This window comes from Pseudomonas sp. GM17 (assembly GCF_000282175.2).
GTDB lineage: Bacteria > Pseudomonadota > Gammaproteobacteria > Pseudomonadales > Pseudomonadaceae > Aquipseudomonas > Aquipseudomonas chlororaphis.
In genome coordinates, this window is sequence record NZ_CP124732.1 from 1,556,242 (window position 1) to 1,582,964 (window position 26,723).

Below are 26,723 nucleotides of genomic sequence, written 5' to 3' on the forward strand. Positions count from 1 at the left end.
CTTTATAAAGCAGGCGCCCCTTGGCGGGCGCCTGTGGACAACTTCAGGAGTTCCCCGATGAGCGTTATCCCGCATTTGATCAATGGTGAACTGGTGACCGAGAGCGGTCGCGCGGTCGATGTGTTCAATCCGTCCACCGGTCAGGCGATCCACAAGCTGCCGCTGGCCAGCCGCGAAACCATCCAGAGCGCCATCGATGCCGCCAAGGCTGCCTTCCCGGCCTGGCGCAACACGCCGCCGGCCAAGCGTGCCCAGGTGATGTTCCGCTTCAAGCAATTGCTGGAGCAGAACGAATCGCGCATCGCCCAGTTGATCAGCGAAGAACACGGCAAGACCCTGGAAGACGCCGCCGGTGAGCTCAAGCGTGGTATCGAAAACGTCGAGTTCGCCTGTGCCGCTCCGGAAATCCTCAAGGGCGAGTACAGCCGCAACGTCGGCCCGAACATTGATGCTTGGTCCGACTTCCAGCCGCTGGGCGTGGTTGCCGGTATCACCCCGTTCAACTTCCCGGCGATGGTGCCACTGTGGATGTATCCGCTGGCGATCGTCTGCGGCAACTGCTTCATCCTCAAACCATCCGAGCGTGACCCGAGTTCGACCCTGCTGATTGCCCAGCTGTTGCTGGAAGCCGGCCTGCCGAAAGGCGTGCTGAGTGTGGTGCACGGCGACAAGGCCGCGGTGGACGCGCTGATCGAAGCGCCGGAAGTCAAGGCACTGAGCTTCGTTGGTTCGACGCCGATTGCCGAATACATCTACGCCGAAGGCACCAAGCGCGGCAAACGCGTGCAGGCACTGGGCGGCGCGAAGAACCACGCCGTGCTGATGCCGGATGCCGACCTGGACAACGCGGTCAGTGCCTTGATGGGCGCGGCCTATGGTTCCTGCGGCGAGCGTTGCATGGCGATCTCGGTTGCCGTGTGTGTCGGCGACCAGGTGGCCGATGCGTTGGTGGCCAAGCTGGTACCGCAGATCAAGGCGCTGAAAATCGGTGCCGGCACTTCCTGTGGCCTGGACATGGGGCCGCTGGTCACAGGTCAGGCGCGGGACAAGGTCAGCGGTTATGTCGAGGATGGCGTGAAGGCAGGCGCGAAACTGGTGGTCGACGGCCGTGGCCTGAGCGTGCCGGGCCATGAAGAAGGCTTCTTCCTTGGTGGCTGCCTGTTCGACAACGTCACCCCGGAAATGCGCATCTATAAAGAAGAGATCTTCGGGCCGGTGCTGTGCGTCGTGCGGGTGAACAGCCTGGAAGAGGCCATGCAACTGATCAACGATCACGAATATGGCAACGGCACCTGCATCTTTACCCGTGACGGTGAAGCGGCGCGTCTGTTCTGTGACGAGATTGAAGTCGGGATGGTAGGCGTCAACGTACCGCTGCCGGTACCGGTGGCGTACCACAGCTTCGGCGGCTGGAAGCGTTCGCTGTTTGGCGACCTGCATGCCTACGGTCCGGACGGCGTGCGCTTCTATACCCGTCGCAAGGCGATCACTCAGCGTTGGCCACAGCGTGCCAGCCATGAAGCCTCGCAGTTCGCCTTCCCTAGCTTGTAATAAGTAGAAGGGTATTAAAGGCCGCCCCCTTGGGGGCGGCCTTTGCTTTTAGGGGCGGTTTTGACCGATATGACAGATTTGTGAAAATAAGTGTTGACGGCAGATTCTGGAAGTCTATAATTCGCCCCACTTCCGGCGCAGTCGAAACGGAAAACTCCTTGAGATTCAACGAGTTACGCGATTTTCGACAGTGGTTACGCTTCAGTTCATCGAAGCCCGAAGGAGTTGATTCGGCAGTAAGTTTTCGCCGAGTTAACGATTCGATCTTCTCGGTCGAAAGCGGAGAAAAAGAGGTGTTGACAGCAGCGTGTAACGCTGTAGAATTCGCCTCCCGCTGACGAGAGATCGGAAGCGCAAGTGGTTGAAGTTGCAAAGGAAGCTTTGAAAACTTCTTAAAATAACCGCTTGACAGATACAGAGGCTGCTGTAGAATGCGCGCCTCGGTTGAGACGAAAGACTTAACCAACCGCTCTTTAACAGCTGAATCAAGCAATTCGTGTGGGTGCTTGTGGAGTCAGACTGATAGTCAGAAAGATTATCAGCATCACAAGTTACTCCGCGAGAAATCAAAGATGTAACCAACGATTGCTGAGCCAAGTTTAGGGTTTTCTCAAAACCCAAAGATGTTTGAACTGAAGAGTTTGATCATGGCTCAGATTGAACGCTGGCGGCAGGCCTAACACATGCAAGTCGAGCGGTAGAGGGGTGCTTGCACCTCTTGAGAGCGGCGGACGGGTGAGTAATGCCTAGGAATCTGCCTGGTAGTGGGGGATAACGTTCGGAAACGGACGCTAATACCGCATACGTCCTACGGGAGAAAGCAGGGGACCTTCGGGCCTTGCGCTATCAGATGAGCCTAGGTCGGATTAGCTAGTTGGTGAGGTAATGGCTCACCAAGGCGACGATCCGTAACTGGTCTGAGAGGATGATCAGTCACACTGGAACTGAGACACGGTCCAGACTCCTACGGGAGGCAGCAGTGGGGAATATTGGACAATGGGCGAAAGCCTGATCCAGCCATGCCGCGTGTGTGAAGAAGGTCTTCGGATTGTAAAGCACTTTAAGTTGGGAGGAAGGGTACTTACCTAATACGTGAGTATTTTGACGTTACCGACAGAATAAGCACCGGCTAACTCTGTGCCAGCAGCCGCGGTAATACAGAGGGTGCAAGCGTTAATCGGAATTACTGGGCGTAAAGCGCGCGTAGGTGGTTCGTTAAGTTGGATGTGAAATCCCCGGGCTCAACCTGGGAACTGCATCCAAAACTGGCGAGCTAGAGTATGGTAGAGGGTGGTGGAATTTCCTGTGTAGCGGTGAAATGCGTAGATATAGGAAGGAACACCAGTGGCGAAGGCGACCACCTGGACTGATACTGACACTGAGGTGCGAAAGCGTGGGGAGCAAACAGGATTAGATACCCTGGTAGTCCACGCCGTAAACGATGTCAACTAGCCGTTGGGAGCCTTGAGCTCTTAGTGGCGCAGCTAACGCATTAAGTTGACCGCCTGGGGAGTACGGCCGCAAGGTTAAAACTCAAATGAATTGACGGGGGCCCGCACAAGCGGTGGAGCATGTGGTTTAATTCGAAGCAACGCGAAGAACCTTACCAGGCCTTGACATCCAATGAACTTTCCAGAGATGGATTGGTGCCTTCGGGAGCATTGAGACAGGTGCTGCATGGCTGTCGTCAGCTCGTGTCGTGAGATGTTGGGTTAAGTCCCGTAACGAGCGCAACCCTTGTCCTTAGTTACCAGCACGTCATGGTGGGCACTCTAAGGAGACTGCCGGTGACAAACCGGAGGAAGGTGGGGATGACGTCAAGTCATCATGGCCCTTACGGCCTGGGCTACACACGTGCTACAATGGTCGGTACAGAGGGTTGCCAAGCCGCGAGGTGGAGCTAATCCCACAAAACCGATCGTAGTCCGGATCGCAGTCTGCAACTCGACTGCGTGAAGTCGGAATCGCTAGTAATCGCGAATCAGAATGTCGCGGTGAATACGTTCCCGGGCCTTGTACACACCGCCCGTCACACCATGGGAGTGGGTTGCACCAGAAGTAGCTAGTCTAACCTTCGGGAGGACGGTTACCACGGTGTGATTCATGACTGGGGTGAAGTCGTAACAAGGTAGCCGTAGGGGAACCTGCGGCTGGATCACCTCCTTAATCGACGACATCAGCTGCTTCATAAGCTCCCACACGAATTGCTTGATTCATTGAAGAAGACGATTGGGTCTGTAGCTCAGTTGGTTAGAGCGCACCCCTGATAAGGGTGAGGTCGGCAGTTCGAATCTGCCCAGACCCACCAATTACTGGTGCACCCTGTAGCGATACGGGGCCATAGCTCAGCTGGGAGAGCGCCTGCCTTGCACGCAGGAGGTCAGCGGTTCGATCCCGCTTGGCTCCACCATTACAGATTGGTGTCCATCGTTTAAAGCTTAGAAATGAGCATTCCATCAAGTTGATGGTGAATGTTGATTTCTGATCTTTATCAGAATCGTTCTTTAAAAATTTGGGTATGTGATAGAAAGATAGACTGGATAGCACTTTCACTGGTGTTGTTCAGGCTAAGGTAAAATTTGTGAGTTTAATCGCGAATTTTCGGCGAATGTCGTCTTCACAGTATAACCAGATTGCTTGGGGTTATATGGTCAAGTGAAGAAGCGCATACGGTGGATGCCTTGGCAGTCAGAGGCGATGAAAGACGTGGTAGCCTGCGAAAAGCTTCGGGGAGTCGGCAAACAGACTTTGATCCGGAGATGTCTGAATGGGGGAACCCAGCCATCATAAGATGGTTATCTTGTACTGAATACATAGGTGCAAGAGGCGAACCAGGGGAACTGAAACATCTAAGTACCCTGAGGAAAAGAAATCAACCGAGATTCCCTTAGTAGTGGCGAGCGAACGGGGACTAGCCCTTAAGTGGCTTTGAGATTAGCGGAACGCTCTGGAAAGTGCGGCCATAGTGGGTGATAGCCCTGTACGCGAAAATCTCTTAGTCATGAAATCGAGTAGGACGGAGCACGAGAAACTTTGTCTGAATATGGGGGGACCATCCTCCAAGGCTAAATACTACTGACTGACCGATAGTGAACTAGTACCGTGAGGGAAAGGCGAAAAGAACCCCGGAGAGGGGAGTGAAATAGATCCTGAAACCGTATGCGTACAAGCAGTGGGAGCAGACTTTGTTCTGTGACTGCGTACCTTTTGTATAATGGGTCAGCGACTTATATTCAGTGGCGAGCTTAACCGAATAGGGGAGGCGTAGCGAAAGCGAGTCTTAATAGGGCGTTTAGTCGCTGGGTATAGACCCGAAACCGGGCGATCTATCCATGGGCAGGTTGAAGGTTAGGTAACACTGACTGGAGGACCGAACCGACTACCGTTGAAAAGTTAGCGGATGACCTGTGGATCGGAGTGAAAGGCTAATCAAGCTCGGAGATAGCTGGTTCTCCTCGAAAGCTATTTAGGTAGCGCCTCATGTATCACTGTAGGGGGTAGAGCACTGTTTCGGCTAGGGGGTCATCCCGACTTACCAAACCGATGCAAACTCCGAATACCTACAAGTGCCGAGCATGGGAGACACACGGCGGGTGCTAACGTCCGTCGTGAAAAGGGAAACAACCCAGACCGTCAGCTAAGGTCCCAAAGTTATGGTTAAGTGGGAAACGATGTGGGAAGGCTTAGACAGCTAGGAGGTTGGCTTAGAAGCAGCCACCCTTTAAAGAAAGCGTAATAGCTCACTAGTCGAGTCGGCCTGCGCGGAAGATGTAACGGGGCTCAAACCATACACCGAAGCTACGGGTATCACGTAAGTGATGCGGTAGAGGAGCGTTCTGTAAGCCTGTGAAGGTGAGTTGAGAAGCTTGCTGGAGGTATCAGAAGTGCGAATGCTGACATGAGTAACGACAATGGGTGTGAAAAACACCCACGCCGAAAGACCAAGGTTTCCTGCGCAACGTTAATCGACGCAGGGTTAGTCGGTCCCTAAGGCGAGGCTGAAAAGCGTAGTCGATGGAAAACAGGTTAATATTCCTGTACTTCTAGTTATTGCGATGGAGGGACGGAGAAGGCTAGGCCAGCTTGGCGTTGGTTGTCCAAGTTTAAGGTGGTAGGCTGGAATCTTAGGTAAATCCGGGGTTCTAAGGCCGAGAGCTGATGACGAGTTACCTTTCAGGTGACGAAGTGGTTGATGCCATGCTTCCAAGAAAAGCTTCTAAGCTTCAGATAACTAGGAACCGTACCCCAAACCGACACAGGTGGTTGGGTAGAGAATACCAAGGCGCTTGAGAGAACTCGGGTGAAGGAACTAGGCAAAATGGCACCGTAACTTCGGGAGAAGGTGCGCCGGTGAGGGTGAAGGACTTGCTCCGTAAGCCCATGCCGGTCGAAGATACCAGGCCGCTGCGACTGTTTATTAAAAACACAGCACTCTGCAAACACGAAAGTGGACGTATAGGGTGTGACGCCTGCCCGGTGCCGGAAGGTTAATTGATGGGGTTAGCTAACGCGAAGCTCTTGATCGAAGCCCCGGTAAACGGCGGCCGTAACTATAACGGTCCTAAGGTAGCGAAATTCCTTGTCGGGTAAGTTCCGACCTGCACGAATGGCGTAACGATGGCGGCGCTGTCTCCACCCGAGACTCAGTGAAATTGAAATCGCTGTGAAGATGCAGTGTATCCGCGGCTAGACGGAAAGACCCCGTGAACCTTTACTATAGCTTTGCACTGGACTTTGAATTTGCTTGTGTAGGATAGGTGGGAGGCTTTGAAGCGTGGACGCCAGTTCGCGTGGAGCCATCCTTGAAATACCACCCTGGCAACTTTGAGGTTCTAACTCAGGTCCGTTATCCGGATCGAGGACAGTGTATGGTGGGTAGTTTGACTGGGGCGGTCTCCTCCTAAAGAGTAACGGAGGAGTACGAAGGTGCGCTCAGACCGGTCGGAAATCGGTCGTAGAGTATAAAGGCAAAAGCGCGCTTGACTGCGAGACAGACACGTCGAGCAGGTACGAAAGTAGGTCTTAGTGATCCGGTGGTTCTGTATGGAAGGGCCATCGCTCAACGGATAAAAGGTACTCCGGGGATAACAGGCTGATACCGCCCAAGAGTTCATATCGACGGCGGTGTTTGGCACCTCGATGTCGGCTCATCACATCCTGGGGCTGAAGCCGGTCCCAAGGGTATGGCTGTTCGCCATTTAAAGTGGTACGCGAGCTGGGTTTAGAACGTCGTGAGACAGTTCGGTCCCTATCTGCCGTGGACGTTTGAGATTTGAGAGGGGCTGCTCCTAGTACGAGAGGACCGGAGTGGACGAACCTCTGGTGTTCCGGTTGTCACGCCAGTGGCATTGCCGGGTAGCTATGTTCGGAAAAGATAACCGCTGAAAGCATCTAAGCGGGAAACTTGCCTCAAGATGAGATCTCACTGGAACCTTGAGTTCCCTGAAGGGCCGTCGAAGACTACGACGTTGATAGGTTGGGTGTGTAAGCGCTGTGAGGCGTTGAGCTAACCAATACTAATTGCCCGTGAGGCTTGACCATATAACACCCAAGCAATTTGCGCTTAACAGCCAGATTGCGGTGTGTGAAGACGAAACGAACCGAAAGTTCGAGAAAACACACAAACTATCGCATACCCAATTTGCTGAAGCGTCGAAAGACGAGTCGGCACACCGAATTTCTTGACGACCATAGAGCATTGGAACCACCTGATCCCATCCCGAACTCAGCAGTGAAACGATGCATCGCCGATGGTAGTGTGGGGTTTCCCCATGTGAGAGTAGGTCATCGTCAAGATTAAATTCCGAAACCCCAATTGCGAAAGCAGTTGGGGTTTTGTTTTTGTGCGACAAAAAATGCCTCATTCCTCGCAACACTCACGTTGGTCCTCTTAGCTGTCACCGCTGCGTGACAGTGCTAAGGTTCGGCCCTAGCTTTTGCATTTTCCAAGGAAGCCCTTATGCCGGACGCCACGTCCCTCAGCGCTGGTTTTATGGTGGTTCACGGTAACCGCCTGGACGAGTTGCGCAGCCTGGTGGTCAGCTGGATGCGGCGTTACCCCTTGGAGCCGCTGGAGAATGAGATCGCCCTGGTCCAGAGCAATGGCATTGCCCAATGGCTGAAGCTGGCCCTGGCTGAGGACTCCGAGGATGACGACATGGGCGGCTGTGGCATCGCTGCTGCCATCGATGTGCAGCTCCCCGGCAGTTTCATGTGGCAGCTTTATCGCATGGTGCTGGGACGCGATGAGATCCCGCCCAAATCCCTGCTGGATAAAGCGCCGCTGACCTGGCGCCTGATGCGGCTTTTGCCCGAACTGATCGATCAGCCGCATTTCGAGCCCCTACGCCGTTTCCTTACTCACGACACGGATCTGCGCAAGCGCTATCAATTGGCCGAACGCCTGGCTGACCTGTTCGACCAATATCAGGTCTATCGCGCCGATTGGCTGGAAGACTGGGCCGCAGGCAGGCATCAACTACGCAGTGCTCGAGGCGAAGCCAAGGCCCTGACCCCCGCCAACTGCTGGCAGGCCGAACTGTGGCGGGCGTTGTTGCTGGATGTGGGAGAGGCGGGCATGGCGCAAAGTCGCGCCGGCGTTCATCAACGTTTCATCGAACGAATCCTCAACCTGGAAACGGCGCCACAAGGGTTGCCCTCGCGAGTGATCGTTTTCGGGATTTCCTCCCTGCCGGCGCAAGCCCTGGAAGCCCTGGCCGGACTGGCCCGCTTCAGCCAGGTCCTGCTGTGTGTACACAACCCTTGTCGTCACCATTGGGCGGATATCGTCGCCGACAAGGACCTGCTGCGCCATCAATACAAACGTCAGGCGCGCAAGACGGGAATGCCCGCGGTGCTCGATCCGCAGACCCTGCATCAACATGCCCACCCGCTGCTTGCCGCCTGGGGTAAGCAGGGCCGTGACTACATCAACCTGCTCGACAGCTACGACGATCCCAACAGCTATCGCTCGGCCTTTCGCGACGGCCGTATCGACCTGTTCAGCGAGAGTCAGCCGCAGACCCTGCTGAATCAGCTGCAGGACGATATCCTCGAATTGCGCCCGCTGGAGGAGACCCGACAGTTGTGGCCGGCGGTCGATCTGCAACAGGACAAGTCGATCCGTTTTCACATTGCCCACAGTGCCCAGCGCGAAGTGGAAATTCTCCATGACCAGCTGCTTGCGCGCTTTAGTGAGGACCCCGAATTACGTCCGCGGGATGTGATCGTGATGGTCCCGGATATCGATAGTTACGCGCCGCATATTCGCTCGGTCTTCGGCCAGTTGGAGCGTGACGATCGACGTTTCATTCCGTTCACCCTGACGGACCAGGGCCAACGTGGCCGCGACCCACTGCTGATTGCCGTGGAGCATCTGCTCAAGCTGCCGGACAGCCGGTTCCCCGTCAGCGAAATCCTCGACCTGCTGGATGTTCCGGCATTACGCGCACGTTTTGGCGTTGATGAGGCTGATCTGCCGACCTTGCATCGCTGGATCGAAGGCGCCGGCATCCGCTGGGGCATGAACGCCGAACAACGGGCCGACCTGGGATTGCCGGAGGAGCTGGAGCAGAACAGCTGGCGTTTCGGCCTGCGCCGCATGTTGCTGGGTTACGCCGTGGGACGCTCCGATGCCTGCGAGGGGATCGAGCCTTACGACGAGATTGGTGGGCTGGATGCGGCACTGATCGGGCCGCTGGTGGCTCTGCTCGATGCCCTGGAGATGGCGTATCAGAACCTCACTTTACCGGCTTCGCCGCCACAGTGGGGCGAACGCCTGCAAGCACTCACGCAGCAATTCTTCCTGGCCAGTACCGAGCATGACGACTACCTGCTGAGCCAACTCGAAGACTTGCGCGAAACCTGGCTGGAAACCTGCGAATCGGTTGGCCTGCATGATGAGCTGCCGCTGACCGTGGTCCGCGAAGCCTGGCTGGCTGGCCTGGACCAGGGCCGCTTGTCCCAGCGTTTCCTGGCCGGTGCGGTGAACTTCTGCACGCTGATGCCGATGCGCGCGATTCCCTTCAAGCTGGTATGCCTGCTGGGGATGAACGACGGCGACTACCCGCGGGCGCAGCCGCCGCTGGATTTCGACCTGATGGGCAGCGACTACCGGCCCGGCGACCGCTCGCGGCGCGAAGACGACCGTTACCTGCTGCTGGAGGCGCTGCTTTCGGCGCGGGATCAGCTGTACGTCAGTTGGGTCGGTCGCAGCATTCGCGACAACAGCGAACGCCCGGCCTCGGTGCTGATCGGCCAGTTGCGCGATCACCTGGCCAGTGGCTGGAATCTGGCGAATGACCAGGACGATCTGCTCGACGCCATGACCCAGGAGCATCCACTGCAACCTTTCAGTGCCCGCTATTTCCATGAAGGCCATGGGCTGTTCAGCTATGCCCGTGAGTGGCAGCTGTTGCACCAGACCCAAGCGGCCACTCAAGCGCTTGAGCCTCTGGCGCCCTATGCCCAGGAGGAGCCGTTGAGCCTGGGGCAGTTGCAGGACTTCCTGCGTAACCCGGTACGGCATTTCTTCAGTCAGCGCCTCAAGGTGTTCTTCGAGGCGGCCGACGCGCCATTGGCCGACGAGGAACCCTTTGTACTCGACGCGCTGCAACGCTACAGCCTGAGCGACAGCCTGCTGGAGGCGGCGTTGAACTGCGCCGATGATTCGGACCAGGCCCTGCAGGCCCAGGCACAGCGGCTACAGGCCAGCGGCTTGTTGCCCATGGCCGGTTTTGGCGAGAGCCTGCAACGAGAGCTGATCGAGCCCTTGCCAGATCTGTTGATGCGCTATCGGCAATTGCTGGAGTTATGGCCAACGCCGGTCACCAGCGCCTTGCCGATTACCCTTGAACTCAAGGAAGTGAAACTCGAAGGCTGGCTGAGCGGCCTGCACCAACGTAGCGACGGCGGGTTGCTGTCGGTCACCACCATCCCCAATAGCATCGGCTCGCCCAAGACCCGCAAATGGCACCGCCTGACCCGGCCCTGGGTCAATCATCTGGTGGCCTGTGCCAGCGGCTATACCTTGACCACCGCGCTGGTGGCCAGCGACGACACCTTGTTGCTGCCGCCTTTGGACCGCGAATCGGCGCTGCAAAGCCTGGGTGATCTGTTGTTGGCCTGGCAGGCGGGCATGTGCCAGCCGTTGCCGGTAGCCGTGAAAACCGCCTTTGCCTGGCTGGGCCAGAGCGATCCGGGCAAGGCCGAAGCGGCGGCGCGCAAAGCTTATGAAGGCGATGGCCAGACCAGCGATGGTGAGCGTCGGGAAAGCCCGGCCCTGGCGCGCCAGTACCCGGACTACAACGCGTTGATCGCCGACGAAACCTTCAGCGGCTGGGTTGATGCGTTGTATCGCCCACTCTTACAGGCGCCTTGGCGCTCCGCGGCCAATGGGGAGGCTGACGCATGACCCGGCAAGCACCTTTGGCCCTGGCGTTCCCGCTACGAGGCAGCCAACTGATCGAAGCCAGCGCCGGTACGGGCAAGACCTTTACCATTTCGGCGCTTTACCTGCGCCTGGTGCTGGGGCACGGCGGCGAGCCGGCCGGGTTCGGTCGCGAGTTGTTGCCGCCGCAGATTCTGGTGGTGACCTTCACCGACGCGGCGACCAAGGAACTGCGTGAGCGGATCCGCACCCGCCTGGCTGAAGCCGCACGCTTCTTCCGCGATGAAACCGCCGCGCCCGACGCGCTGATCGCCGAGTTGCGCGATCAGTTCGCCGCCGAACAATGGCCGGGCTGTGCCAGCCGCCTGGACATCGCCGCGCAATGGATGGACGAGGCCGCGGTCTCGACTATCCACAGTTGGTGCCAGCGCATGCTGCGCGAGCATGCGTTCGACAGTGGCAGCCTGTTTACCCAGACCCTGGAAACCGACCACAGCGATCTGCTGGGCGAAGTGCTGCGCGACTACTGGCGGCTGTTTTGCTACCCGATGCAGGGCGATGCGCTGAACTGGGTACGGGCCAACTGGGGTGGGCCCGCGGCTTTGCTACCCAGGGTGCGCGCGCTGTTTGGCAGCGAGCGAGAAGTGGACGCGGAGCAGACGCCGGCGCAGTTGATCGAAGCCTGTTTGCTGGAGCGTCGCGCGGCGTTGGTGCAGCTCAAGGCGCCTTGGCGGCAATGGGCTGAGCAACTGCGGGAGATCTGCTTGCAAGGCGTCGCCAGCAAGGCCGTCGATGGCCGCAAGATGCAGGCGCGCTACTTCGAGCCCTGGTTCGAAAAGATCACCGCCTGGGCCGAAGACGAGTCCATAGAACAACTGGATATCGGTACCGGCTTCAGCCGCCTGACCCCCGAAGGCATGGCCGAGGCCTGGAAAGGCGATGCGCCGGATCATCCCGCGCTGGACGCCATGGCCGGGCTCAAGGTCGCGCTCGATGCCCTGCCGAGCCCCGACGCTGCGGTGTTGCAACACGCCGCGCGTTGGGTCGGCGCGCGCTTCGAGGAGGAGAAGCGCCGCCGTGCCGAGATGGGCTTCGACGACATGCTGCTGCGCCTCGACGCCGCGTTGCAGGCCGAGGGTGGCGAGAGTCTGGCGACGCTGATTCGCGAGCAGTTCCCGGTGGCCCTGATCGACGAGTTCCAGGACACCGACCCGGTGCAGTACCGGATCTTCGAAAGCATCTACCGCATCGAGGACAACAACCCCGAGACCGGGCTGTTCCTGATCGGCGACCCCAAGCAGGCGATCTACGCTTTCCGTGGGGCGGACATTTACACCTACCTGCGCGCTCGCCAGGCCACCAGCGGCCGCTTGCATACCCTGGGTACCAACTTCCGTTCCAGCCACGCCATGGTCAAGGCGGTGAACCATGTATTCGAGCGTGCCGAGTCCCGTGAACAGGGACGCGGCGCGTTCCTGTTCCGGGAAAAGAGCGGAGAGAACCCGGTGCCGTTCGTGTCGGTGGCCTCCCAGGGGCGCAAGGAGCAGCTACACAGAGAAGGGCAGGTGGTGCCGGCGCTGAATGTCTGGCACCTGTCCACGGAGCAAGCCATTTCCGGTGCGCTGTATCGGCAGCAACTGGCGGCGGCCTGCGCCAGCGAAATCGTCGCCTTGCTCAACGGCGGACAGCAGGCCAGCACCGGCTTCGCCCGCGACGGCCAGCCCTTCAAGGGGCTGCTGCCGGCGGACATCGCCATCCTGGTGCGCGATGGCAAGGAGGCCCAGGCCGTGCGCGGCGAACTGGCCGCGCGCGGGGTGCGCAGCGTGTACCTGTCGGACAAGGACTCGGTGTTCGCCGCCCAGGAAGCCCACGACCTGCTGGCCTGGCTCAAGGCCTGTGCCGAGCCGGATATCGAGCGTCCACTACGCGCCGCGCTGGCCTCCATCACCCTGAACCTGCCGCTGGTTGAGCTGGAGCGCCTGAACCAGGACGAGTTGGCCTGGGAGAGCCGGGTCATGCAGTTCCGCGGTTATCGCCTGATCTGGCGTACCCAGGGTGTGCTGCCGATGTTGCGACGCCTGCTGCATGACTTCCAGTTGCCCCAGGCCCTGATCGCCCGCAGCGATGGCGAACGGGTCCTGACCAACCTGTTGCACCTGTCCGAACTGTTGCAGCAGGCGGCCGCCGAGCTGGACGGCGAACAAGCGTTGATCCGCCATCTGGCCGAGCACCTGGCCTTGTCCGGGCAGGCTGGCGAAGAGCAGATCCTGCGCCTGGAAAGCGACGAACAACTGGTCAAGGTGGTGACCATCCACAAATCCAAGGGCCTGGAGTACCCGCTGGTGTTCCTGCCGTTCATCTGTTCGGCCAAGCCGGTGGATGGCAGTCGTCTGCCGCTGCACTACCACGACGAGTCGGGCAAGGCCCAGGTGACGCTGCGGCCGACCCCGGAGCTGATTGCCCAGGCCGACGACGAACGCCTGGCCGAAGACCTGCGCCTGCTCTACGTGGCGCTGACCCGCGCGCAGCATGCCTGCTGGCTGGGTGTCGCCGACCTCAAGCGCGGCAACCACAACAGCTCGGTGCTGCACCTCTCGGCCCTGGGCTACCTGTTGGGCGGCGGTGCGTTGTTGAACGAGTCCAGTGGCCTGGCGCGCTGGCTGCAAGACCTGCAACAAGGCTGCGAGGCCATGAGTGTCAGCGAAATGCCCGGCGCCTCCGACAGCCGCTTCCATCCGCCGCGCAACGACGCCACCCTGCTGGCGCCCCTGGCTCCCAAGCGGCGCGCCGCGGAGAACTGGTGGATCGCGTCCTATAGTGCTCTGCGCATCAGCGACAGCCTGGGGGCCGGCAATACCGAGGCGCCGGAAAGCCCGCAGGCGCAGAAACTCTTCGACGATGAACGCCTCGACCCCGATGCTCCGCGTGAAGTCGTGGCCAGCGGCGCGGACATCCATCGCTTCCCCCGTGGGCCGAACCCGGGGACCTTCCTCCACGGCCTGCTGGAGTGGGCCGGTGGCGAGGGGTTCGCCGCCGACCCCGTCGCCATCGAGGACGCCATCGCTCGGCGCTGCAATCGCCGCGGTTGGCAAGGCTGGATCAAGACCCTGAGCGACTGGTTGCGGCATCTGTTGCAACTGCCTTTGCCAGCCGGGACGGGGCGACTGCCGGTGGTGCTCGCACAGTTGAGCCAATACCGGGTCGAGATGGAGTTCTGGTTCGCCAGCCACAAGGTCGATGTGCTCAAGCTCGACGAGCTGGTGCGCCAGTACACCCATCAAGGCGTGCCTCGGGTGACCGCCGAACCTGTCCTGCTCAATGGCATGTTCAAGGGCTTCATCGACCTGACCTTCGAGCATCAAGGGCGCTATTACGTGGCCGACTACAAATCCAACTGGCTGGGCGTGGATGACGCTGCCTATACCGAGCAGGCCATGGAACAATCGATTCTCGACAACCGTTACGACCTGCAATACGTGCTGTACCTGCTGGCCCTGCATCGCCAGTTGCGGGCGCGCCTGGCGGACTACGATTACGACCGGCACATGGGCGGTGCCCTGTATCTGTTCTTGCGCGGCACGGGCTCGGCCAGCCGCGGCGTGTTTTTCACCCGGCCACCCCGTGAGCTGATCGAGCGCCTGGACCGCTTGTTCCAGGGCAAACCCGAGCAGCCCAGGGCAGAGCCGGCGTGGGAACAGGGAGTATTGCTGTGATCGAGGATCTGCTGACGCCGCTGGAACCCCAGCCCGACCTGGCGCCCCTGGTTCGGGCCGGCGATTTGCTGCTGTTGCTCGATCGTTGGGTCGAGCGCGGATGGTTGCGCGCCCTGGACAAGGCTTTCGTAGGCTTCCTCCATGAACTGGAGCCACAAGGCGATCCACTGGTGCTGATGGCCGCGGCGTTGACCAGCCATCAACTGGGCCACGGGCATGTTTGCCTGGACCTGTTCGAAACCCTCAAGGAGCCGGACTTCGCCCTGTCCCTGCCGCCGGAAGGCGACCTGCAAAGCACGGCGGCGGTACTGCCGTCGCAGGTGCTGGCGACGCTGGACGGCGCACACTGGTGCAAGGCCCTGGCGGCCAGTCGCCTGGTGGCGTTGGCGGCCGACCAGAGCGAGCAGGCCCGCCAGCGGCCGCTGGTGTTGTCGGGCAAGCGCCTGTATCTGCGCCGTTACTGGGCCTATGAGCGGCGCATTGACAATGCCTTGCGCCAGCGCCTGGCGGTGCAGGAGGAAACTCCCGCGGATTTGGCCGAGCGCCTCGGCGGTCTGTTCGGTGCGGCCAAGGCAGCGGGGCCGGTGGACTGGCAGAAGCTTGCCTGTGCGCTGGCCACCCGAGGCGCCTTCAGCATCATTACCGGCGGGCCGGGAACCGGTAAGACCACCACCGTGGTGCGCCTGCTGGCCTTGCTCCAGGCCCCGGCTGTCGAAGCCGGAAAGCCTTTGCGCATCCGCCTCGCCGCGCCTACGGGCAAGGCGGCGGCGCGCCTGACCGAATCCATCAGCCTGCAAGTGCGCTCCCTGTCGGTCGACGACAGTGTGCGCGAGAAGATCCCCAGCGACGTGACCACGGTGCACCGCCTGCTGGGCAATCGTCCGGGAACCCGGCACTTTCGCCATCACGCCGGCAACCGCTTGCCCCTGGATGTGCTGGTGGTCGACGAAGCCTCGATGATCGACCTGGAGATGATGGCCAATCTGCTCGATGCGCTGCCGGTGCACGCGCGCCTGGTGTTACTCGGGGACAAGGATCAACTGGCCTCGGTGGAAGCCGGTGCGGTGCTTGGCGACCTGTGCCGCGATGCTGAGGCCGGCTGGTACAGCCCGCAGACCCGCAGCTGGCTCGAGGCCGTCAGCGGCGAACAACTGGCGGACAGCGGACTGCAGGAAGACAACGCCGGCACTCACCCGCTGGCCCAGCAGGTGGTGATGCTGCGCCACTCCCGGCGCTTCGGCGAAGGCAGCGGTATCGGCCAGCTGGCGCGCTGGGTCAACCAGCAGCAGGCCGAGGAAGCGCGCCGGCTGCTGGCTGCCCGCAGCCACGCCGACCTGTATGGCCTGAGCCTCAAGGGCGAGCAGGACCGCGCCCTGGAGCGCTTGCTGCTGGAAGGCCACGGCGACGGGCCGCAGGGTTACCGGCATTACCTGAGCCTGTTGCGCGGCCAGCGCCCGCCTGCCGATACAGCGCTGGAAGATCCGCGCTGGACCGCCTGGGCCCGCGATGTGCTGCTGGCCTTCGACCAGTTCCAGTTGCTCTGCGCGGTGCGCAAGGGGCCTTGGGGTGTCGAGGGGTTGAACCAGCGGATCACCGCTGCCCTGTTCAAGGCGCGGCTGATCGAAAGCGATCAGCAGTGGTACGAAGGTCGTCCGGTGCTGATGACCCGCAACGATTACGGCCTGGGCCTGATGAACGGCGATATCGGCATTGCCTTGAAACTTCCCGAGCACGAAGGCACGCAAGACGGACGCCTGGTGCTGCGGGTGGCCTTCCCGCGCAACGACGGCCAGGGTGGCGTGCGTTTCGTGCTGCCGAGCCGGCTCAACGATGTGGAAACCGTGTACGCCATGACCGTGCACAAATCCCAGGGCTCGGAGTTCGCCCACACTGCGCTGATCCTGCCCGAGGCGTTGAACCCGGTGCTGACCAAGGAGCTGATCTACACCGGTATCACCCGGGCCAAGGACTGGTTCAGCCTGATCGAGCCGCGGGCCGGGGTGTTCGAAGAGGCGGTGCGGCGCAAGGTCAAGCGCCTGAGCGGGTTGATGCTCGACCTGGGTTGAACGCCGGGTCACTGGCGTTCGGCACTCGATCAGAGCGCCGCGGCCAGCGCCGTTGCGCTTGGCTGCTCCAGCCCCATGAAGCGTCTGACCCGTTCCCCCGCCGCTTCTTCGCGGATCGCTTGCGGGCTGGCGTCCAGCTGGATATTGCCGCCCTCCATGAAGATCACCCGATCGGAAATCGACAGGGCGAAGTCCATCTCGTGGGTGACGATCAACATGGTCATGCCCTCTCGGGCCAGGTCGCGGATCACGTTCAACACATCACCCACCAGCTCGGGATCGAGGGCCGAAGTCGGCTCGTCGAAAAGCATGATCTGCGGCTCCATCGCCAGGGCCCGGGCAATCGCCACGCGCTGCTGCTGGCCGCCGGACAGCTGGTGCGGGTACTTGTGGGCGTGGGCCAGCAGGCCGACTTTGTCCAGCAAGGCGTAGGCCTGCTGCTCGCTCAAGGCCTTGCTGCTGCCGTGGTAACGCGGCGCCAGGCAGATGTTGTCGAGGATGCTGCGATGGGGGAACAGGTTGAAGTTCTGAAAGACCATGCCGATGTGCCGCACCCCCTCGCGCACCTGCGGGCTGTTGAGGTTGTCGCCAGCGCTGATGAAGCTGTTGCCGAACAGCACGATCTCGCCCTGGTCGATGCGCTCCAGGCCGTTGATGGTGCGGATCAGCGAGGTCTTGCCCGAGCCGGACGGACCGATGATGGAAATCACCTGGCCACTGGCGACGTTCAGGTCGACGCCCTTGAGCACCTGATGATCGCCGTAGCGCTTGTGGATGTTTTGCAGTTGCAGGGCTGGGGCGCTGCCGGCTACCGGTCGTGGGCGAGGTCGGCTGTGCTGCGGTTGTGCCTGTTGCCGGAGCCGCTCGGTGCCGGCGTCATCCAGGGTTTGCGGGGTGCGCAGGTTCAGGTCCAGGTGGCGCTCCAGGCGCTGCAGCAGCCAGGCGAACAGGGTGACGATCAGCACGTAGTACACCGCCACCGCGGCCAGGGTCTCCATCACCAGGAAGTTCTGCGCATACAGGCGCTGGCCGACGGTGAGCAGTTCGGTCAGGGAGATCACCGAGATCAGCGAAGTCAGCTTGACCACGGTGATGTACTCGTTGATCAGGGTCGGCAGGGAAATGCGGAAGGCCTGGGGGATGACGATCAGCCGTTGCAGACCGATCAGGCCGATGCCCAGCGCGCGGCCGGCTTCCTTCTGCCCCTTGGCCACCGAGATCAGCCCGCCGCGATGGATTTCCGCCATGTACGCCGCTTCGGTCACCACCAGGGCGAGCAGCCCCGAGTAGAAGGGGTTGGACAGCACCGAACCGGTGGCCGGAAACAGCTGGGGCAGGTTATAGACGAAGACCACCAGCACCAGCAGCGGAATGCTGCGAAAGAACCAGATGTACAGCGCTGCCGGGGTTCTGATCCAGGCGGCCGTGGAGAGTTTGGCCGAGGCCAGGAAAAAGCCCAGCAGCATGCCGATGAACCAGGCCAGGGCGCTGAGCTGGACCACGGTGACGCAGGCGTGCCAGAAGCTGGGCAGGGAAAACAGGGAGATGAAGTAGAACCAGTCGAATTGCATAAACACCTCGGGCGGCTTCGGATCGCAGGCATCAGGACGGGCGCTGCGCGCTCGATCGGGGGCCGGTCACGGGCGCATCCCTGCGCCGCAGTGGCTTGTCAGTCAGTCACCGGTTCCAGGTTGTATTTGCCGAGGATCGCGGCGTACTCGCCGTTCTTGCGGCTCTCGGCGAAGGCTTCCTGCAGCGCCTTGTAGGTGGCGTCGTTGCCTTTCTTGACGAAGATGCCGAGGGTTTGCTGATAGATCAGGTGCTGGCTGGTGACCACCACCCGACCCTGGGTGCGTTCGGCGATCATCTTCGCCGCGCCGGCGATTTCCACCTGGGCCTGGATGTTCTTCGACAGCAGGGCCTGGGTCACCTCAGGTGCCGAGGGGTATTCGCTGACACTGATCGCGCCCTTGTTGTTCGGCACGCAGTAGTCGCTGGAGAGCTTCTGCAACTGGCTGACCCAGGTGGTGCCCTGTTCCAGCCCGACCTTCAGGCCGCACAGGTCTTCAGGGGTTTGCGGGTTCAGGCCGCTGTCCTTGGACGTCATGATCGCCGCGCCGGTTTTCGCATAGGCGATGGTCATGGCTTGGGTCTGCCGTTCCGGAGTGATGTACATGCCGGAAATGATCGCGTCGTAGCGACCGGCGTTGAGGCCGAGGATCAGGCTGGGGAACTTGGTGTCGACGAACTCGGCCTTGGCGTTCAGGTGCCTGGCCAGGGCGTGGGCCAGTTCCGGGTCGGAGCCGACCACGTTCTTCTCGCTGTCATAGGACTCGAACGGTGGGTAGGTGATTTCCATGCCGATCTTCAGCTGTCCGGGTGTCGCGGTCGAGGCCAGGCCGGCGGTGGCGCACAACAGGCCGGCGGTGAGTAGGGTCAGGCGAGCAACGTTGTTTTTGTTAAGCATCGTGGGTCTCTCCAGGGGATGGAAGCAAAGGGCAAAAGGGTGGTCAGGACGCTTGCGACTGGTGTTTCAGGTGGCCGAAGCTCGAAGGCTTGCGGGCCTTTTCCGGCAGGCGGATCTCGCCGTTCTCCACGCGCTTGCGCAGGTACTGGTAGGTCTGCAGGGCCTGGCCATACATGTGCTCGCCGATGGTGATCTGCTCGTAGTCGTCCGAGGCCTTGGCGAACTGCGGCAAAGGCTTGATCTGGGTATGGAAGTCGCAGGCGTAGAACAGCGGGAACGAGTAGCGCTCCTCGCTGACGCTGCGTACCCGGTGGGCGGTGGCGACAAAGGCGCCGGCGGTCATCACCTCCAGCATGTCGCCGATGTTCACCACAAAGGCGTCGGCCAGCGGCGGGGCATCGATCCACTGGCCCAGGTTGTTCATCACTTCCAGGCCCGGCTTGTCGGCCAGCAGGATGGTGAAGCACTCGTAGTCGGTGTGGGCGCCGATGCCTGGCGCATCCTGGGCCGCGTCGTCGAACGGGTAGTGGATCAGGCGCAGCTTGGAAGGCGGGCGGGTGACCAGGGCGTCAAAATAGTTTTCCTCCAGGCCCAGGGCCAGGGCGAACCCGCCGAACAGGCGCCTGCCGAGGGCAAAGACAGCCGCGTAATAGGCTTGCACCGCCTCCTTGAAGCCGGGCAGTTCTGGCCACTCGTTCGGCCCCAGCAGCGGCGTGTTGGCCAGGACCAGGGGATCGTTGGCCGCGACTTCGAAGCCGATGTCGAAGGCTTCCTTGTGATCCGGCTTGCCCTTGGAATACACCTCCTCGCCCTCGGGGACGAAACCCTTGTGGCTTTTCGAGGTGCCGATGTAGTGCTGCATCTTGCTGTCCAGGGGCTGGGCGAAATAGTCCCTGGCGGCCTGGCGCAGGCCGGCGATCAACTGCGGGTCGATGCCATGGCTGGTGATGTAGAGAAAGCCCACTTCGCTGGCGGCCGTTCCCAGCTGCTCGGCGACGGCCAGCCGGTGCTCCAGCTCGATGCTGAACAGGCCGGCGATGTCCACCACCGGAATGTGCTTGAAGTTGGCCTTGGCCGGGGGGTTATCGATTTTATCGGGCATGACGCAAGAACCTCACGGACGGGTTGAGTGGGTGAAGCGGTCGAAGTGTTCGCGCTCGGCCCTGGCCATCCACTGGTTCAGCGACCAGAGGTCGGCCACCGGCACGTTGGTGAAGGGCAGGTGATGCAGGTAGCCGTCGGCGCCGAACTCCGGGGTCAGGGTGCTGACCTGGTAGCCACGGGCCTTTTGCGAATGCCAGATGGCTTCCCAGTGCTGCTGGTGGAACGCCAGTTCACGGGCATATTCCGGGGCGGCGGGGTGTGGGACTTGCGGCCCCTGGTCATAGCCGACCCGGGCCTGGATATGGTGAACGCGCTGGACGAAGGCGCTCAGGTCATCGAAGGGGTCATCCAGCAGGCGTTCGCAGGTGACGACCCAGTGGCTGATGTCGCTGGTGAAACGCAGGTCGGGCAATTGCCGGATCAGCTCCAGGGTGACCCAGGGATTGAACAGCGAACGGGCGCGGTGGGTCTCGAAGCTGCAGAACTGGCCATGCTTGCGCGCCAGCTCCATGGCCTGGCCGAAGAACTCGACTTGCTGGGCCAGGGGCCAGCGGTCGTTGCCGGCCAGCACATTGACGAAGCGCGGCGCCAGTTCGGCGGCCCAGGCGAGCTTGCGCTCCAGGTCCAGCAGGTGTTCCTGGAACACGGCCGACTGTTTTGGCAGGACGTCGTAGGCGGTGAAAACCGTGCAGATGTAGGCGAGGCGATTGTCCCGCAGGAAAGTGCCGAATTCGCCGCGTTCGCGGGCTTGCAAAGGCAGGCGGGCTTCCATACCGTCGAAGCCGGCGGCCAGCAGCTCGTCGCGGGCCTGGGCCGGGCTGGCGGTATAGCCCCAGAGTGTGCGGAATATTTCCAGTTGCATCGGCTAACCTCAAAGATGTCTTGGGCTACTCATGGCACCGCAAAGGCACTGGGCCGAAGCGGCGATACTGGGCAGTAGCAAAAGACATTCCTTGAGCCGGGTCTCTGCGGATCCGGTCTCACCGAGGGCGGTCTGGACGGCTCGCTCTCTGGCGCCGATCTTAAGCAGGCGATGCAGGCATGAAGAATAGGAAGGCTCAAATCGTTACTTCATTTTTTTCTAAACCAATAGCCTGCTACCCATACCTGGGAACCTCGCGGCGGTTTCACCGGCTGTGCTATCGTTGCGGCATCATTGTATGAAGATCAAAGAGAATCCCTGCATGAACGTGGCTGTCTCGGCGACAGAGCGCTTTTCGGGCTGGAGGCAGATACTGCTGTCCGCCCTGGTCTGTCTGCTGAGCACTTTTGCCGTCGCGCAACCCGAGCCTGCCGCCACCAGCCTGGCAGACCAGCGCGCCAAGGCGGTGACTCAAGTGGTGCTGGGGATTCTTAGTTATGCGCGCTGGCCGGTGGAGCCGGCGCAATTGCGTCTGTGCGTGGTGGGGCCGACCGAATACACCGACGACCTGGTCAAGGGCACGACCCAGGCCACGGGCCGCACGGTTCTGGTGCGGCGCTTGCTGGCCGACAACCCGGCCATCGTCAGCGAGTGCGATGCGGTGTACATCGGCAAGCTGACCGACGACCAGCGCGCCCGCCTGTTCACTTCCCTGGTCGGTCATCCGGTATTGAGCATCAGCGAGGGCGGCGACCAGTGCACGGTCGGTAGCTTGTTCTGCCTGCGCGTCAGTGACAATCAGGTGTCATTCGAGGTCAACCTGGATTCGGTGGCCCGCAGCGGCGTGCGCATTCATCCGAGCGTGCTGCAACTCTCCCGTCGTCGACCGGCGGCGCCATGAGCTTCTTCAAATCCTCTGCTCGCCCTACATTGCGTTCGGTCATTGGCCGCGGGAATCTGATTGTCGCCCTGCTGGCCATTTCCATGGCCAGCCTGTCCCTGACATTGCTCGGGGTGCTGGCGTTGCGGGTGTATGCCGATCACAACCTGCATCTGATCGCGCGTTCGATCAATTACACGGTCGAAGCGGCGGTGGTGTTCAACGACAGCGCCGCGGCGACCGAAGCCCTGGCCCTGATTGCCTCCACCGAAGAGGTGGCCGATGCCCAGGTACTCGATGCCCGGGGGCGTGTGCTGGCCCATTGGGAGCGGCCGGAAATCGGTTTGCTGACCGATCTGGAAATGCAGATCGCCCGGGCCTTTCTCGAGAAGCCCATCACCGTGCCGATCATCCATCAGGGCCAGGAAATCGGCAGCATCGCCCTGACCGGGCACGGCGGCAGCCTGCTGCGCTTCCTGCTCAGTGGGCTGGTGGGGATTATCCTGTGTATCGCGGTGAGCGCCTGGGTGGCGCTGTACCTGGCGCGCCGGCAGTTGCGCGGTATTACCGGGCCGCTGCGCAGCCTGGCCGATGTGGCCCATGCCGCGCGCCGCGAGCGGGCATTCGACGTACGGGTGCCGCCGGCGGAAATTGCCGAGCTGGACAACCTGGGTAACGACTTCAATGCCCTGCTCGATGAGCTGGAAGCCTGGCAAACCCACTTGCAGAGTGAAAACGAAACCCTGGCCCACCAGGCCAGCCATGACAGCTTGACCGGGTTGCCGAACCGGGCGTTTTTCGAGGGCCGGCTGATCCGCGCGCTGCGCAGCGCCAGCAAGCTCAACGAACGGGTGGCGGTGCTGTTTCTCGACAGTGACCGTTTCAAGGGCATCAACGACAACTTCGGTCACGCCGCCGGCGACGCGGTGCTGATGGCAGTGGCGTCGCGGGTGCGCGCGCAGTTGCGCGAGGAAGACCTGGTGGCGCGCCTCGGGGGCGACGAGTTCGCCATTCTGCTGACCCCGCTGCACCGCATCGAGGATGCCGAGCGTATCGCCGAAAAAATCATCGCCAGCATGGAGATGCCGATTGCCTTGCCAGGCAGTACTTCGGTACTGACTTCACTCAGTATCGGTATTGCCGTCTACCCTGATCATGGCACCACCCCGGGTGCTCTGCTCAATGCCGCCGATGCGGCGATGTATCAGGCCAAGCGTGTCTCTCGAGGGGGCAGCACACCGCGGGGTCGGAGCCCCCTGTCGTTCACGTTCAATCCAGGAGCTAATTCTTTGTTTTCACTGACTCGACCTTTCTTGCGACTTTTCACCACCGGCCTGTTGCTGGCGCTGCTTTCATTGACCGGTTGCCAGAGCGTGCCGCCCAAGGGGCTGACTCCGCAGCAAGTGGCGGTGCTCAAGCAGGAGGGCTTTGAGCTGACGGACGAGGGCTGGGCCTTCGGCCTGTCCGGCAAGGTGCTGTTCGGCAGCGACATCGATAGGTTAAATGCTGCGAGCACCGGCATCGTTGAGCATATCGGCAAGGCGTTGGTCAGCGTGCACATCGACAAGGTCCGGGTCGATGGCCACACCGATGGCTCCGGCAGGGAAAGCTACAACCAGCAACTGTCCCTGCGCCGGGCGAAAAGCGTGAGCAAGGTACTGGTGGCCACGGGCATGCGCGAAGAAAACATCCAGCTGCGCGGCCTGGGCAGCAGCGAGCCGGTGGCCTCCAACAGCACGGTGGCCGGACGTACCGAAAACCGTCGCGTCTCGATTGTGGTCATCGCCGACTGATGGGCGAAGACCATCACCGGTTTTACTCCATCAGCAGGCCCTGATTATGTTCCCGTCATTCTGCGCAGCAGGATGATCCGCTAGAGTTTGCGCTGGTCTTTGCAGCGCTGTTGGCAGGAAGCCTAGGGCCGGAATGGATCAGGCTCGCCCTCGCATTTTTTCAAGCGAGCGATCACGTCAGCGGCGGTTTTAGTGGTGTCGATCCTGCCTGCTGCATCAAGGTAGATGTCTATCATCCGCCCCCATTTGGGGGTGATGTCGATGCACCGCTGAAAACCCTTGTCAGTCCACCAAAAGAACATCATGAAGAAGTCTTCATCAGGGAAGATGTGGCTAACCTCGACTGCGGAGCCACCCCCAGGGGGCATGTCCCCTTTATAAATTCGGTGCTGTGTGTTCCAGATATAGCGAAACTCCTCCTGCCCATCATGTGAGAAGTTGACTGCTACGACTGGAGATGCGAAATACCAAAACGCAATAGGGGAGACCACAAGGAGTAGAAATATCCACCGGCCATATCTGAATTTAGGTTTATTTACATTCATGTACTTTGATTCCCTTCCCCCACTCTTGCGGTGTGACCGCAAGTACTTCATCCATTATCAGCTTCGCCGTGACGCCCCCGTTTGGGTATTGCCGATAGAGCTTGATGCCAATGCCAATGGAAATTCGATCCGGGGCATCATCCCATGCTCGCATACCGTCGATATCTGCTGAGCGGTGTGGGCCTGGTAGTTTCCATTGTTCTTTGGGTTTGAACACTACTTCTTCAGCCTTCCGATACGTATCGGACCCTATTTGCTCTATGCCTGCGCCATCAAGTAGGACTCTTTCGGAGAGACCTCCGGCCATCCCCACATAGCCATAGTGGACGTTCGACCAGATATCGTAGAAGTAATCGTAATCACCCTGTTTGTGGTAAACGACGCCGTTGTACTTCCTTGAGAGTATTGGCTTGTGGTCCCATGGGCGACCCTGGCCGACTCGCTCTGTCCAGATAGCCAAAGCTTTCGCTTTCTTTCCCAGCGCTAAGCTATAGAAGTCAGGGCTTTGGCCAAGACGAAGATAGAAAGGAAGCTCCTTATACTTCTTTGTTTCATCTATTGGGCTAAAGCTGTTGAGGTCTTTCATTTGTCGCACAGACGGGCTGTTGATGTTGCGGTTCATCTCGTCGGCAATGTAGCTCGCCAGTTCTTCCATCTGGTCAGGGTCATTACAGACCTTTTCTTCTGGATTCTCTTCGGGCGCCTTAGAGGCCGCATTGGGATCAACCAAAGCCTTTGCAGCAGTCGCCTTCTCCATCAGCTTCGGGTCGGCCAGCAAGGTCGCCATCTTTTCATCGTCTACCGAGCCGTCTGGGCGGAACACTCCGAGCGCCGCGAAGTTGATGATTGCCGCGCCAGGAGTGGGCCCAATGACAAAGCCGCCGAAGGTATCGCCTGACCCGGTGATGATTGTCCCGCCGTGACTGGTGGGGCTCCCCAAGTGGGCCATAGGACGACCATTCAGGATGATCGTTGGAAACCCCGTGGTGATGACCGCGCCACAACCGCAAGTGTCACCGACTCGGGCTGCTCCCATGAAGTTGATGTTGATGTCACCAGAAGCGCAAGCAATAGGTGTCGTGCCGTGACCGGGAAGAGGGCAGAGGTGTTTGTCGCCCAGGCGAGCAGAAGAAAGCATTTATCGTCCTTGCATTAGCTGATCCGTGAGGCTCTTTGTCGAGCTTCGCGAACCTAGCAAGTGGCGATGGCTAAGGCTTTAGGACGATTCTGAACTTGGATGGAGAGTCTGTCGGGCTCCGGCAATTACGAACAATCCCTGCCACAAAGCCTTGGCAGGGCCTGCTGATCTTCCTGCAGGACTATGAGTCGGCAAACACCATCTCCCGGCTCTGCCCCATCAGCAGGCCCTGATTCTGTTCGGTCACGCTGCGGATGTAGTCCCACAACAGGGTGATCCGCTTGAGCTTGCGCAGGTCCTCGCGGCAGTACATCCAGAACTGCCGGGTGATGTCTATTTCCTCCGGCAGCACTGGCAGCAGGCGCGGGTCCTGGGCTGCGAGGAAGCAGGGCAGGATCGCCAGCGAGCGTCCTTGCTGGGCCGCCACGTATTGGGCGATGACGCTGGTGCTGCGCAGGTTGGCGCTGGCGCCGGGCAGCACGTTGGCCAGGTACAGCAGCTCCGAGCTGAACGCCAGGTCGTCCACGTAGCTGATGAATTGATGCTCGCTCAAGTCCGTCGGGCGGCGGATCGGTGGGTGCTGGTCGAGGTATTCCTGGGTCGCATAGAGCTGCAGGCGGTAGTCGCAGAGCTTGCAGCAGACGTAGGGGCCATGCTCCGGGCGTTCCAGGGCGATGACAATATCGGCCTCGCGCTTGGACAGGCTGATGAAGTGCGGCAGCGGCAGGATATCCACCGAGATCGCCGGGTAGGCGTCGACGAAATGGCTCAGCTGCGGGGTGATGAAAAAGCTGCCGAAACCTTCGGTACAGCCCATGCGCACATGCCCGGACAGGGCCACGCCCGAGCCCGAGACCTGTTCGCAGGCCATGTGCAGAGTGCTTTCGATCGACTCGGCATAACCCAGCAGGCGCTGGCCCTCGGCGGTCAGGACAAAGCCATTGGTCCGGGACTTTTCGAACAGCAGGGTACCTAGCGCGCCCTCCAGCGAACCGATGCGCCGCGACACCGTGGTGTAGTCCACCGCCAGGCGCTTGGCCGCGCTGCTGGCCTTGCGGGTGCGCGCCACTTCGAGGAAAAACTTCAGGTCGTCCCAGTTCAGCGAGCCGAGGGAGGTGATGTTTTTTTGCATGATGGACCGGCTTTTATGTGCGTTCTTATTAGAAGTTTGCACATCTATACTCCAAAAACAGTCCGACAACCAACTCGCGACGCA

The 26,723-nt window shown here is 60.5% G+C and carries 13 protein-coding genes, 2 tRNA genes, 3 rRNA genes and 1 pseudogene; 12 read left to right on the top strand and 7 right to left on the bottom strand.

The genetic code is table 11. From position 1 onward, the window contains the following. Window positions 1-57 precede the first annotated feature (57 nt). From PMI20_RS06940 to recD, 9 genes are all read left to right on the top strand, one after another. Window positions 58-1,551 (top strand): CoA-acylating methylmalonate-semialdehyde dehydrogenase, encoded by a 1,494-nt coding sequence (locus PMI20_RS06940; RefSeq protein ID WP_007930704.1) that lies wholly within the window; start codon window positions 58-60, stop codon window positions 1,549-1,551. A 629-nt stretch (window positions 1,552-2,180) separates the two neighbouring features. After that, a 16S ribosomal RNA gene (locus tag PMI20_RS06945) occupies window positions 2,181-3,717 on the top strand. 65 nt (window positions 3,718-3,782) lie between these two features. Continuing rightward, window positions 3,783-3,859 (top strand) — tRNA-Ile (locus PMI20_RS06950). Window positions 3,860-3,885: 26 nt separating this feature from the next. Further along, window positions 3,886-3,961: transfer RNA gene (locus PMI20_RS06955), tRNA-Ala, on the top strand. Window positions 3,962-4,200: 239 nt separating this feature from the next. Further along, window positions 4,201-7,092: ribosomal RNA gene (locus tag PMI20_RS06960) — 23S ribosomal RNA — on the top strand. 139 nt (window positions 7,093-7,231) lie between these two features. Next, window positions 7,232-7,347: ribosomal RNA gene (gene rrf, locus PMI20_RS06965) — 5S ribosomal RNA — on the top strand. The 16S, 23S and 5S rRNA genes sit together here with 2 tRNA genes alongside, the layout of an rRNA operon. 163 nt (window positions 7,348-7,510) lie before the next feature. Beyond that, window positions 7,511-10,963 carry an exodeoxyribonuclease V subunit gamma gene (gene recC, locus PMI20_RS06970; protein ID WP_007922145.1) on the top strand — a complete coding sequence of 1,151 codons (3,453 nt, stop codon included), beginning with the start codon at window positions 7,511-7,513 and terminating at the stop codon, window positions 10,961-10,963. After that, window positions 10,960-14,652, top strand: a complete 3,693-nt coding sequence (gene recB, locus PMI20_RS06975; protein ID WP_007922146.1) for an exodeoxyribonuclease V subunit beta — start codon at window positions 10,960-10,962, stop codon at window positions 14,650-14,652. The genes recC and recB overlap by 4 nt, the downstream gene beginning before the upstream one ends. Continuing rightward, window positions 14,649-16,718: an exodeoxyribonuclease V subunit alpha gene (recD, locus tag PMI20_RS06980; protein ID WP_007922147.1), complete on the top strand. Its 2,070-nt coding sequence runs from the start codon at window positions 14,649-14,651 to the stop codon at window positions 16,716-16,718. Before recB ends, recD begins: the two co-directional genes overlap by 4 nt. A gap of 29 nt (window positions 16,719-16,747) precedes the next feature. Here the strand turns inward: recD and PMI20_RS06985 are convergent, their stop codons facing one another. From PMI20_RS06985 to PMI20_RS07000, 4 genes are all read right to left on the bottom strand, one after another. Beyond that, window positions 16,748-18,289: an amino acid ABC transporter permease/ATP-binding protein gene (locus PMI20_RS06985; protein ID WP_007922148.1), complete on the bottom strand. Its 1,542-nt coding sequence runs from the start codon at window positions 18,287-18,289 to the stop codon at window positions 16,748-16,750. Window positions 18,290-18,387: 98 nt separating this feature from the next. Then, entirely contained in the window at window positions 18,388-19,185 is a 798-nt protein-coding gene (locus PMI20_RS06990) for an ABC transporter substrate-binding protein (protein WP_007922149.1), read from the bottom strand. A 43-nt stretch (window positions 19,186-19,228) separates the two neighbouring features. Beyond that, window positions 19,229-20,287, bottom strand: a complete 1,059-nt coding sequence (locus tag PMI20_RS06995; RefSeq protein WP_007922150.1) for an isopenicillin N synthase family dioxygenase — start codon at window positions 20,285-20,287, stop codon at window positions 19,229-19,231. Window positions 20,288-20,299: 12 nt separating this feature from the next. Next, window positions 20,300-21,151: a sugar phosphate isomerase/epimerase family protein gene (locus PMI20_RS07000; protein ID WP_007922151.1), complete on the bottom strand. Its 852-nt coding sequence runs from the start codon at window positions 21,149-21,151 to the stop codon at window positions 20,300-20,302. A 322-nt stretch (window positions 21,152-21,473) separates the two neighbouring features. Here PMI20_RS07000 and yfiR point away from each other — a divergent pair, with 322 nt between their 5' ends. The 3 genes and pseudogenes from yfiR to yfiB all read left to right on the top strand — a co-directional run bounded on the left by yfiR (window position 21,474) and on the right by yfiB (window position 23,824). Beyond that, window positions 21,474-22,052 (top strand): regulatory sequestration protein YfiR, encoded by a 579-nt coding sequence (gene yfiR, locus PMI20_RS07005; RefSeq protein ID WP_007922153.1) that lies wholly within the window; start codon window positions 21,474-21,476, stop codon window positions 22,050-22,052. Beyond that, window positions 22,049-23,316, top strand: a pseudogene (dgcN, locus tag PMI20_RS07010) (diguanylate cyclase DgcN/YfiN). Before yfiR ends, dgcN begins: the two are co-directional and overlap by 4 nt. A 28-nt stretch (window positions 23,317-23,344) precedes the next feature. Next, complete coding sequence (yfiB, locus tag PMI20_RS30905; protein ID WP_502945114.1) at window positions 23,345-23,824, top strand: outer membrane lipoprotein YfiB; 480 nt, start codon at window positions 23,345-23,347, stop codon at window positions 23,822-23,824. Window positions 23,825-23,946: 122 nt separating this feature from the next. Here the strand turns inward: yfiB and PMI20_RS07020 are convergent, their stop codons facing one another. The 3 genes from PMI20_RS07020 to PMI20_RS07030 all read right to left on the bottom strand — a co-directional run bounded on the left by PMI20_RS07020 (window position 23,947) and on the right by PMI20_RS07030 (window position 26,639). Continuing rightward, complete coding sequence (locus tag PMI20_RS07020) at window positions 23,947-24,369, bottom strand: hypothetical protein (RefSeq protein ID WP_037033898.1); 423 nt, start codon at window positions 24,367-24,369, stop codon at window positions 23,947-23,949. Further along, the gene (locus PMI20_RS07025; protein WP_007922160.1) at window positions 24,356-25,507 is read right to left on the bottom strand and encodes a polymorphic toxin type 44 domain-containing protein; all 1,152 of its coding nucleotides are present in this window, start codon (window positions 25,505-25,507) and stop codon (window positions 24,356-24,358) included. The genes PMI20_RS07020 and PMI20_RS07025 overlap by 14 nt, the downstream gene beginning before the upstream one ends. Window positions 25,508-25,688: 181 nt before the next feature. Beyond that, window positions 25,689-26,639, bottom strand: coding sequence for a LysR family transcriptional regulator (locus PMI20_RS07030; protein ID WP_007922162.1), 951 nt, complete (start codon window positions 26,637-26,639; stop codon window positions 25,689-25,691). Window positions 26,640-26,723: the final 84 nt, after the last annotated feature.